The organism is Streptomyces sp. KM273126 (assembly GCF_004337435.2).
GTDB classification, from domain to species: Bacteria; Actinomycetota; Actinomycetes; order Streptomycetales; family Streptomycetaceae; genus Streptomyces; species Streptomyces acidicola.
The window spans coordinates 16803-27766 of sequence record NZ_SJXB02000002.1; the positions used below are offsets into that span (position 1 = coordinate 16803).

At 69.9% G+C, this 10964-nt stretch carries 8 protein-coding genes; 3 read left to right on the forward strand and 5 right to left on the reverse strand.

Annotated features, from left to right (window positions below; translation table 11 throughout):
* Nucleotides 1-45: 45 nt before the first annotated feature.
* From chvE to E0500_RS30680, 4 genes are all read right to left on the reverse strand, one after another.
* The gene (gene chvE / locus E0500_RS30665) at nucleotides 46-1158 is read right to left on the reverse strand and encodes a multiple monosaccharide ABC transporter substrate-binding protein (RefSeq protein ID WP_131570565.1); all 1113 of its coding nucleotides are present in this window, start codon (nucleotides 1156-1158) and stop codon (nucleotides 46-48) included.
* A gap of 143 nt (nucleotides 1159-1301) precedes the next feature.
* On the reverse strand, nucleotides 1302-2270 hold the full coding sequence (locus E0500_RS30670) for a hypothetical protein (RefSeq protein ID WP_131570563.1): 969 nt from the start codon (nucleotides 2268-2270) through the stop codon (nucleotides 1302-1304).
* Between the two features lie 108 nt (nucleotides 2271-2378).
* Nucleotides 2379-3398, reverse strand: a complete 1020-nt coding sequence (locus E0500_RS30675) for an alcohol dehydrogenase catalytic domain-containing protein (RefSeq protein WP_131570561.1) — start codon at nucleotides 3396-3398, stop codon at nucleotides 2379-2381.
* 31 nt (nucleotides 3399-3429) lie between these two features.
* On the reverse strand, nucleotides 3430-4593 hold the full coding sequence (locus tag E0500_RS30680; RefSeq protein ID WP_131570559.1) for a mandelate racemase/muconate lactonizing enzyme family protein: 1164 nt from the start codon (nucleotides 4591-4593) through the stop codon (nucleotides 3430-3432).
* A 307-nt stretch (nucleotides 4594-4900) separates the two neighbouring features.
* On the opposite strand from E0500_RS30680, the gene E0500_RS30685 reads away from it, so the two are divergent.
* On the forward strand, nucleotides 4901-5662 hold the full coding sequence (locus E0500_RS30685; RefSeq protein ID WP_220141416.1) for a hypothetical protein: 762 nt from the start codon (nucleotides 4901-4903) through the stop codon (nucleotides 5660-5662).
* A gap of 867 nt (nucleotides 5663-6529) precedes the next feature.
* Complete coding sequence (locus tag E0500_RS30690; RefSeq protein WP_399121017.1) at nucleotides 6530-9106, forward strand: M14 family zinc carboxypeptidase; 2577 nt, start codon at nucleotides 6530-6532, stop codon at nucleotides 9104-9106.
* Nucleotides 9107-9288: 182 nt separating this feature from the next.
* Here E0500_RS30690 and E0500_RS30695 read toward each other — a convergent pair whose 3' ends face one another.
* Nucleotides 9289-10311 (reverse strand): NADP-dependent oxidoreductase, encoded by a 1023-nt coding sequence (locus E0500_RS30695; protein ID WP_131563382.1) that lies wholly within the window; start codon nucleotides 10309-10311, stop codon nucleotides 9289-9291.
* A 153-nt stretch (nucleotides 10312-10464) separates the two neighbouring features.
* Here E0500_RS30695 and E0500_RS30700 point away from each other — a divergent pair, with 153 nt between their 5' ends.
* Entirely contained in the window at nucleotides 10465-10902 is a 438-nt protein-coding gene (locus tag E0500_RS30700) for a MarR family winged helix-turn-helix transcriptional regulator (protein ID WP_131563381.1), read from the forward strand.
* The last annotated feature ends 62 nt before the right edge of the window (nucleotides 10903-10964 follow it).

The following is a 10964-nucleotide window of genomic DNA, read 5'->3' on the forward strand; positions in this document are numbered from 1 at the left end:
GTCTTGCCTTCCAGTCAGTGGTGAATCGTCGGTCGGTGGCGGCGGTTACTTGAGGGCGGCCTCGGTGTAGAAGCCGCTGTCGATCAGTTCCTTCTTGTAGCTGGACTTGTCGACGCTCACCGGCTGCAGCAGGTAGGCGGGGACGACCTTGACGCCGTTTTCATACGTCTTGGTGTCGTTGACCTCGGGCTTCTTGTCGTTGAGGACCGCGTCGACCATGTTCGTGGCGACCTTGGCCAGCTCGCGGATGTCCTTGAAGACGGTCTGCGTCTGCTCGTCGTTGATGATCGACTTCACCGAGGCGACCTCGGCGTCCTGACCGGTGACGACCGGCAGCGGCTTGCTCTTGGAGCCGTAGTCGTCCGACTTCAGCGCCGAGAGGATGCCGATGGAGATGCCGTCGTACGGCGAGAGCACCGCGTCGACCCTGTCGCTCTTGTACGAGCCGGTCAGGATGTCGTCCATGCGCTTCTGGGCCTGGCCGCCGTCCCAGCGCAGGGTGGTGACCTGGGTCAGCTTGGTCTGGCCGGACTTCACGACGAGCTGCTTCTTGTCGATGTACGGCTGCAGGACCTTCATCGCGCCGCCGAAGAAGTAGCGCGTGTTGTTGTCGTCGTTGGAGCCGGCGAAGAGCTCGATGTTGAACGGGCCCTTCTCAGAACCGTCCTTCAGGCCGAGCTTCTCGACGATGTAGCTGCCCTGGAGCTCGCCGACCTTCTCGTTGTCGAACGACGCGTAGTAGTCGACGTTCTCGGTGCCGAGGATGAGGCGGTCGTAGGAGATGACCGGGATGTCGGCGTCCTTGGCCTGCTGGAGCACGTTGTTCATCGACTTGTTGTCGATGGCCGCGATGATCAGGGCCTTCACGCCCTGCGTGATCATGTTCTCGATCTGCGAGACCTGCTGGTCCGGGTCGTCCTCGCCGTAGACCAGCTTGGTCTTGTAGCCCTTCGCCTCCAGGTCCTTGACAACGTTGTTTCCGTCCGCGATCCAGCGCTCGGAGGACTTGGTCGGCATCGAGATACCGATGGTGGCGCCCTTGGTGCTGCCCGAGTTCTCCTCGCTGCCGCCCTCGCTGTCCTGGCCGCAGGCGGACAGGGTGAGGGCGAGGGAGGCTGCCGTGGCGATGGCGGCGAGTGTTGTTTTGCGAGTGCGCATGGTCATCTTCCTTGATGTGTGGACCGGGCTCGGTCTGCGATGCGCAGGTGCTCCGTAGTGCTGTGCAGGGGAAAGACCGAGAAGAGATGTGTGGGATTGTGTGCGGCTACGTCGTCTTTTGTGAAGGGGGGTGGGGTGGAACGTTATGAGGGTGTGTCAAACCGCTGCAGCGTTCCGGGCAGTCGCGACCCGAGCGGAGCCATGTCGCCGTCCGCGCCGTGCCGCGCGAGCAGGTCCAGGGCGAGCCGGCCGCGCCGCACACGTTCCTTGGCCGTGGCCAGGGTCAGTTCGCGCATGTGGTGCCCGTACGGGTAGATCCCGGGGGTCTTGGACAGACCGAACTTCAGGTAGAGCGGTGCGCCGCGCCGGATCAGCTCGGCGACCTCGTACATCCGCACATAGCCTCCGAGATCGTCGGGGGCCTCGATGTACATGTCCATGGGGGCGCCGGACACCCGGCGGATCTCGGTGAGGTGATCGAGCGTCAGATCGCTCGGCACGTTGACCGAGTCGGCGCCGAGGTTCTCGTACACGGCGTACGCGGCCGGGTTCACCGGGCCGATCAGCGCGGACACCTTCAGGGTCGTGTCGGCGGGGAGGATCCCGGCGACACGCGCCCGGTGCAGGGTCCACAGCACCCCCTCGTCGGCGACGAGCAGGCACTTGACGCCCAGCTCCGCCGCGCGGATCGCGTCCTCCACGCACCCGGCCACCGCGTCGTGGCCACGGGCGCGCAGGCCCGCCCCGCGCGAGTCGGTACGGGTCGAGCCGCCGATGTCCCACGTGCCGCGCGGGCCCGTGAACAGACAGAGCTCGATGTCGCGTTCACCGGTGGCCTCGACCATCTCGGTGATCTCGGCGTCGGTCAGCATCCACACGCCGGAGCCCTGGCTGATCCGGTGGATCGGCACATCGAGCCGCGAGGCCTCCTTGAGGACGACGGCCAGTGCCTCGGGCCCCTCGCACGAGGGGATCTCGGTGCGCCAGCGGCCACCTCCGGGGAAGGTGTGCGGCGAGGCGTCGGCGGGGGACAGGTCGGGCGCGCCCAGGCCGAGCGTGGCGAGCGCCTGCTCGCCGGGTCGACGGGCTGTCGTGGCGGAAGCGTCGGTCACAATTGTCCTTCAGGTTCGGTATATCGGACGGGGTTCGCGGCTCGGGGTGCACAAGGCGTTGGATGTACGCCGGCACGGGGCGTCAGGATCCCCGTACCGGCGTACGGCTCAGGGGAGGGACGGCCGCAGCAGGACCTTCCCGACCTTCGGGTCACCGGATCCCACCAGCTCGATGGCGTGCGGGAACCCGTCGAGCGGCAGCTCATGCGTCACCAGCGGCAGCGGATCGAGCAGACCCGCCCCGAAGACCCGCACCGTGTGTGCCCAGGCGTCCGGCGGTGCCCCGAAGACGGTGTGCACCTCCAGCTGCCGTACGACGAGGTCGGTCGGGTCGAGTCCGTCGGCGCCCGGCGCCGGAATCCCGGTGAGGACCAGCCGCCCGCCGCGCCGCAGCAGGGCGGCAGCGGTGCGCGCCGCGTCCGCGGACCCGGCCGTCTCGATCACGACATCGAAGTCGTCAGGCAGTTGCTGGTCCTTGGTACGGAAGTCCGTGGCACCGAAGTCCCGTGACATGCCCGCACGGTCCGGACGCGTACCGACGACGAGCAGTTCGGCCGGCGACCCCGCCTTCAGGAACTGAACGGCGAACATCCCGAGCGTTCCGGTGCCCACGACGGCCACCCGCTCGCCGGGCCGGGCGTTCGCCTTGAGCGCCGCGGCCGCGATGCAGGCGGCCGGCTCCAGCAGGGCGGCGGCCGTCAGATCGCAGTCGTCCGGCAGGACGTGCAGCAGACGGGCGGGAAGCGTCAGCGTGGTGGCCATCGCACCGGGCTGGGTGAACCCGGTCTCCTCGTACCCGGCCGTGCACAGCGTGGTCTCGCCCGCATGACACCGGTCGCAGACCTGGCAGTTCCGGAAGCCCTCGCCAACGACCTTGCGGCCTACAAGAGTCGAAGGCACACCCGCACCGACCGCCTCGACCGTCCCGGACCACTCATGACCCGGAGTGAGCGGATACCGGACATACCCCTCCGGCCGGTTGCCCTGGTAGAGCTCGCGGTCACTGCCGCAGATCCCCGAGGCGTGCACGCGGACCAGTGCCTCACCGGCCTCCGGCTGCCGCGGCTCGTGCGGAACGAGCCGGTGCTCACCCGGCGCTTCGACGACGACGGCGACGGCTGTACTCACTGCGCCACCTCCCTGTAGGGCCCGCGGGTGCTCACTTGGTGCCCTTGGGCTTGCGCTGCTCCCAGCCCTCGGCCCAGAGGTCGAACCGGGCCTGCTGCTGCGGGAACTCGGCCGCCGCGTCCACGTCCAGCTCGACGCCGAGTCCGGGGGCGTCGGAGAGGTGGAAGCAGCCGTCCTCCGGGTTCACCTGGGGCGCCCCCTTGACCACCTTCTTGATCTCCGCGTCCGCGAAGTCGTTGAAGTGCTCAAGGATCTTGAAGTTCGGTGCGGTGAAGCCGACTTGGAGCGAGGCCGCGGTCAGGACCGGCCCGCCCACGTTGTGCGGCGCGACGAGCACGTAGTGGGTCTCGGCGGTGGCGGCCAGCTTCCTGGTCTCCCAGATACCGCCGATGTGGCCCACATCCGGCTGGATGATGTCCACGGCCTGGCTCTCGAAGAGCTCGCGGAACTCGATCCGGTCATGGATGCGCTCACCCGTGGCGACGGGCATGTCGACCTTCGCGGCCACCTTCTCCAGCGCCTTCAGGTTCTCCGGCGGCACCGGCTCCTCCAGCCAGGCAGGCTTGAAGGGGGCGAGCTCCTTGGCGAGCCGTACGGCGGTGGCGGGGGAGAAACGGCCGTGCATCTCCAGCATCAGCTCGGCCTCGGGGCCGATGGCGTCGCGCACGGCCTCGATCAGCGAGACGGCGTACAGGCTCTGCTCGTGGTCGAGTTCGAAATGCCCGGTACCGAAGGGGTCGATCTTGAGCGCCTTGTAGCCGCGCTCCATCACGGCCTGGGCGGCCTTGTGGTACGCCTCGGGCGTCCGCTCCGTCGTGTACCAGCCGTTGGCGTACGCCTTGACCTTGTCGGTGACCTTGCCGCCGAGCAACTGCCACACCGGTACCCCGAGGGCCTTGCCCTTGATGTCCCAGCAGGCCATCTCGATGACCGCGATGCCGGACATCACGATCTCGCCCGCGCGCCCGAAGTCGCCGTACTTCATCCTCCGGACCAGATCCTCGACAGCGAACGGATCCGAGCCGAGAATGTGGTTGGCCTCCGCCTCCCGCAGATAGCCGATCAGCGCGTCCGTGTGTCCCAGCATCCGGGTCTCGCCCACTCCGGTCAGACCCTCGTCGGTGTGCACCTGAACGTAGGTCAGGTTGCGCCACGGCGTACCGACCACGTGTGTGCTGATTCCGGTGATGCGCACGGCAGTGCCCCTCGGTGGATTGTCAGCGCCGCTTCAGCGCTGTCGCTGTTCGAGATTTCGTCACTCGTTCGAAATGCTGGCGTGACAGTAAGGACGGCGTGAGGGGGGTGTCAATGGGTCGAACGCATAACGGTTTCGACAAGGGTTCGACGTGTGTGGGGGCGGGGCGTTCGGCGAGCGTGGCGCGCGCGGCGGCGCATCGTGGCGCCTGCCCCCAACTCGCCAAACCGGAACAGGCAGTTCCCTACAGAACTTTCACAGCAACGTCTAGGAACACCGCCAGGTAAAACCTTAGTCTTCCCGCGTCATGGACTACTGCCACCCGTGCCGACGGCACCTCAACGGCGCCCTCGCCTGCCCGGGGTGCGGCACATCTGTCGAAGTGCTCCGCGCGTACGCGGACGACACCGACGTGCGCCCGGACGAGGACACGGTCGAGGAACCGCCGCACGGGGGCGATGCCGAGGGTCCCCGCTCGCGCCGTCGGGCCGACCGGAGCGACCGCGGTGGCCGGAGTGATCGCGGCGGCCGGAGTGCCGGTGGCACACGGTCGAGTCGCCGCGACCGCAAAGCCGCCGCGCACCGCAGGCGCCGTCGCAGGATCCTGTTCATCGGTGCGGGGCTTCTCCTCGCGGCGGGCGGTCTGAGCCTGGCCGAACTCGGCATAGAGGCCCCGGGGTCGAACCCGGCCACGACGGCGTCGGACGAGGGAGCGGCGGCGGGCGGCTCCGCCTCCGCGGACTCGTCCACCGAGGCGGACCGCGCCGAGGGCGACTCCGGCTCCAGCTCCCCGTCGACCTCTCCCGAGGACTCGGTGTCCCCGTCGGCGTCGAAGTCCCCCAAGGACAAGAAGCCCAAGGGCGACGACGCGAGCGCCGAGAACAAGGACGACGAGAGCGACGACCCCTCGTCGGGCGGCAGCGTCCCCGACCGCACCCCCTCGGCCCCCGGGGCCACCTCGGCCCCGGAGACGTCGACGGCCCCGAGCCCCGGCCCGACGGCGGAGGAACCGCCCCCGGCCCCTTCGCCCACGGAAACGTGTGAACGCTTCCTGTGGTGGTGCGCGTGACGCTCCGCTCGGGTTCGTAACGGGGCGCCTCAGACGGGTTCCTCGCCCCCGCCGCCCCTACCCGTCCCATCCCTTCCCTGGGGGCTGCCGCCCCAGACCCCCGCTGGTCGGCCTGAATGGCCTCGTCCTCAAACGCCGGACGGGCTGGGTGGTGCCTGGCCTCGGCTGAAAATCCCCAGCCGGAGGGCCCCAGCCCCGGCCGGAGGGTCCCAGCCCTCAGTCGGAGGGTGCCAGCCCCCGGCTGGAAGCTCCCGGCCCTGGCTGGCAGACACCCGGCCCTGGCCGGTAAAAACCCAGCCCCACCCTGCGCATTCCAGCCCGCCCGCACACTCCAGTCCCGCCCTGCGCATTCCAGCCCGCTCGCATACTCCAGTCCCGCCGTGCGCATTCCAGCCCGCCCGCGCATTCCAGCCCGCCCGCACATTCCAGCCTCTCCGGCGTTTGAGGAGCGGGGGTCCGGGGGCCGGCCCCCGAAGCAGGGTCCGGGGCGGAGCCCCGAAGAGGGGTCCGGGGTGCAGTCCCAAAGCTCTGGGGGTCCAGGGGCGCAGCCCCGCTGGCCGGGGTCGAAGGGGCGGCAGCCCCTGGGGATGGGACGGGTAGGGGCGGCGGGGGCGACATCCCTCTCACGCCGACCCCACCCGACATGCCCCCAGGAGCGACCGCCGCACGCCGATCGGGGCATTCGCGGCGCCGAGGCCCTCTTGTTGCACGAGATTCGAACAGGTACACCTCGCCGTACCGAGCTGTATCGATCACATCAGGCCAGGCCCCTGGAGGTACCGCGTGCTCCTGCCGAGACGCAGCACCAGCACCAGCACCCCGCGCTCCACCCCGCGCTCCACCCCGAGAACCGCCCTGATCGCCACCGTGACCGTCGCCGCCACCGCGGCCGGTTCCCTGCTGCTCACCCCGCTCCCCGCCGGCGCGGACGACTCCGACACCCCGCCCGTCCGCGAGGGCTCCGCCCTCACCCGGGGCGCCGCCATGGCCCCCGAGGGCACGACGGAAAGGGCCCTCACCGCCCCTGTGACCGATCTGTCCGGCAACGGCACCGACGGCACCGACGGCACCAAAGCCACCGGCGCCACTCGCGGCTACCCCCGAGAACAGGTCCTCACCCCGGACCCGGAGAACCCCGCCGACAAGTCCATCAAGCTGGGCCTCACCCCGTACCACGGCATCGCCCCGAAGCTGAACGCCCTGCAGCAGCTCGGCGACCGGGTGAGCGTCGAGGTCGCCGGACGGTCGGCCGGCGGGCACCGGCTCTACCTCGTCACCGTCACCGCCCCGGAGACCGCACAGCAGTCCCGCGCCCAGGACCGTATGCGCGAACTCATCGAGAACGCACCCCGGACGGCGGCGAAGGACCCGGCCGTCAAGAAGACCTACAAGATGCCCGTCTTCTTCAACAACAACATCCACGGCAACGAATGGGAGGGCACGGACGCCGCCCTCAAGCTGATCGAACGGCTCGCCACCGCCAAGGACAAGGACACCACCGACCTCCTCGCCCGCAACCGGCTCTACTTCAACATCACGGCCAACCCCGACGGCCGTATCGCGGGCACCCGCGCCAACGCGAACGGCTTCGACCTCAACCGCGACCTCGTCACCGCCTCACAGCCCGAGGCGCGGGCGATCCGGCAGATCGAGATCGACAAGCAGCCGGCCGTGATGCTGGACCTGCACGGGTACGTCAACGGCACGCTGATCGAGCCGACCACCCCGCCGCACGGCGAGAACTACGAGTACGACCTCTTCCTGAAGAACACCTACGCCAACGCCCTCGGCATGGAGGCCGCCGTCAACGGCCTCGGCTACACGCCCGACAAGGACGGTGTGGAGCCCGCCCAGATCCCGTTCCGCGACCAGGAGGAGGGCTGGGACGACTGGCCGCCGATCTTCACTCCGCAGTACGCGGCGTTCCAGGGCACGGTCGTCGCGCACACGATCGAGATCCCGTTGCGGGTGAACAACGCGTCGTACGACTCGCTTCCGGTCACCGAACTCCGCCGCCGGTCCGCCGTCAACGTGGACGTCGCGGGGGCGGCCATGAACGCGACCCTCGCGTTCGTGCGGGAGAACCGCACCTCCCTCGTCGCCGACCAGATCGAGGTCTTCCGGCGTGGAGCCGCAGGCGCCGCCCAGGTCCCGGTCTCGGAGGAGACCGTCCCGGGCGTGCCGGGCATCGGACCGGAGGACGTCTACACCACCGAGTTCCCGAGCGCGTACGTCGTCCCGGCCGGCGGCGGACTGGGGGTTCCCCCGCGCGAGCGAAGCCGAGCGTGGGGGAGATCCGCCACCGCCGCGGCCCGGCTGGTCGAGCATCTGCTCGCCAACGACGTACGCGTCACCCGCGCGACGCACGACTTCCGGCTCGGCGGCCGTTCGTACGCGAAGGGTTCGTACGTCGTCGACATGCGGCAGCCCAAGCGCGGACTCGCCAACGTGCTGCTGGCCGACGGGCGGGACATCAGCGACAAGGTGTCGGTGATGTACGACATCTCGGGGTGGAGCCTGGGGCGGCTGTGGGGCGCCACGGTGGACGAGGTGAAGAGCGGCCGGCTCGCGGACGTCCCGGCACGGCCGGTCCAGGCCGCCTCGCGCGTCGGGTACGTCGCCCCGCGCGGCGACCTGCGGCTGCGGCTCGACGGCCCGCAGGAGATCGCCGCGCTCAACTCGCTGCTCCGGCAGGGCGTTCCGGTACGGCAGGCGGCCGACGGCAGCGCGATCGTGCCCTCCTCGGCGCGCCGGAGCGCCCAGGCGCTGGCTACGGCGTACGACGTGGCCTTCGACGCGACGAACACGCGCGGGGGCACCCCGCTGCGCCAGGTGCGCGTCGCCGCCGCCGTCACCCCGGGTGAGCTGTTCGCGTTGCGGGAGATGAACTTCGACGTCGTCCCGGTGTCGACGGCCGTCCTCAACGACGGCTTCGACTGGTCGGCGGCGGACGTGCTGTTCGTGTCGTCGGGACTCTCGTACGACCGGCTGAACACGGCCGCGCGGACGGCCCTCGACGGCTTCCTCGACACCCATGGTCTCGTCGGCCGGGGCGCCACCGGGGCCGCGCTCAACACCGCCGCCGGGCTGCTGAAGGCGACGGCGGTGGAGGGCAACGGGGACGCCAACGGCGTGGTCCGCGTGGTGAACTCGGGCCGGGTCACGGCCGGGGCGCCCGACCACAGCTTCGTCTACGCGCCCGTCTGGTTCACCGATCTAGGCCCGGAGGCCACCGTCGAGCAGTCGTACGCGACCGGCAATCCGCTCGTCTCCGGCCACTGGCGGTCCCTGGAGGACGGTTCGGGCGGACCGGCAGCGGCGGCGGGCCGGGCATCCGTCGTCAGCGGGGCGAACGTCGTCCTCTTCGGCACGGAGCCGCTCTTCCGTGACCATCCGAAGGGCGCGTTCGCGCAAGTGGGAAGGGCATTGCTGACCACGTCCTGACCGCACGCGCCAACGCATGACAGAGTCCGCACCCCACGTCCAAGGGTGCGGACTCTGCCGTGTGCAACGAACGGGGCCGGGCGGACGTCACGGGCGCCGGCCCGGACACCTCGGCCGCTCACCACCTCGGCCGCTCACCACCTCGGCCGCTCACCAGCTCGGCCGCTCGGGCCGACCCCTGCTCAGAGCTTGACGATCATCTTGCCGATGTTGTCGCCGCGCAGGACCCCGAAGAACGCCTCCAGGTTGTTCTCGATGCCCTCGACGACCGTCTCGCGGTACTTGAGCTCGCCGGAGCGGACCCAGGGGCCGACCTCCTGGACGAACTGCGGCTGGAGGTCGTAGTGGTCGCCGACGAGGAAGCCCTCGATACGGCCGCGGGTCTGGATCAGCCGGACGAGGTTCTTCGGTCCGGGAGCCGGTTCGGTGTTGTTGTAGACGGAGATCATTCCGCAGACGGCGATACGGCCGCCGCGGTTGAGGGAGCCGATCGCGGCCTCCAGGTGCTCGCCGCCGACGTTGTCGAAGTACACGTCGACGCCGTCGGGGGCGGCCTCGCGCAGCTGCTCGGAGACCGGTCCGCTCTTGTAGTTGAAGGCGGCGTCGAAGCCGTACTCCTCGACGAGCAGCTTCACCTTGTCGTCGGACCCGGCGGAGCCGATGACCCGGGAGGCGCCCTTGAGCTTCGCGATCTGGCCGACCTGGCTGCCGACCGCACCGGCGGCCCCGGAGACGAAGACGGAGTCGCCCTCCTTGAAGGAGGCGGTGCGCAGGAGCCCGGCGTAGGCGGTGAGCCCGGTCATCCCCAGCACGCCGAGGTAGGTGCTGAGCGGCGCGGCCTCGGGGTCGACCTTGACGGTCTGCTTGGCGTCGACCGTGGCGTACTCGCGCCAGGCGCCGAAGTGGAGCACGTGGTCGCCCGGCACGATGCCGTCGACGTTCGAGGCGATCACCTCGCCCACGGCGCCGCCCTGCATGACCTTGCCCAGCTCGAAGGGGGCGGCGTACGACTTGGCGGCGCTCATACGGCCGCGCATGTACGGGTCGACGGAGACGTACTCGTTCCGTACGAGGACCTCGTCCGGGCCGGGCCGGCGGACCTCCGCCTCGACCAGGGCGAAGTCCTCCGGCTTCGGCCAGCCGACAGGGCGGCTGAGCAGGTGCCATTCGCGGCCGGCGGTGGGGAGGGCGGGCGTGTCGGACATGGGGACCTTCCTGCGGACGGACGTCTGTGCGGGTGCTTCTCACCGGTACTTACCGACGGGCGGGTGCTTCATACCATGCGGTTAGTTCACTACCTGAAACAATCATGCGCCTGAATATTTCATGATGTCAAGTATCGGGGTAGCCTGGAGCCCATGGCCACGCACAGGACGACCAGACCCACCGACCCGCTGACCCTGGAGGTCGTCGACCTCATCGGCACGGTCGTGGCCCGCTACTACGACGAGTACGAGGAGGCCGCCGCCGAGCACGCCCTGACGGGCGCCCAGGCCCGGCTGCTGAGCCTGCTGTCCCTGGAGCCGCTGCCCATGCGGCGGCTGGCCCAGAAGCTGAGGTGCGAGCCGTCGAACGTGACCGGGATAGTGGACCGCCTGGAGGCGCGGGGGCTGGTGGAACGCCGACCGGATCCCAAGGACCGGCGCGTGAAGCTGGCCGCCGCGACACCGGAGGGCCGCCGGCTGGCCCGGGGGCTCCGGGAGTCGCTGGACTTCGCGCGTGAGCCGCTGGCGGGGCTGTCCCGCGAGGAACGGGAGTCGCTGCGGGACCTGCTGCGGCGGATGCTCGGCGCATAGCCCTCGCGCAACCCTGGCACAGTCCCGCGTAACCCTCGCGCAGCCCTGGCACAGTCCCGCGT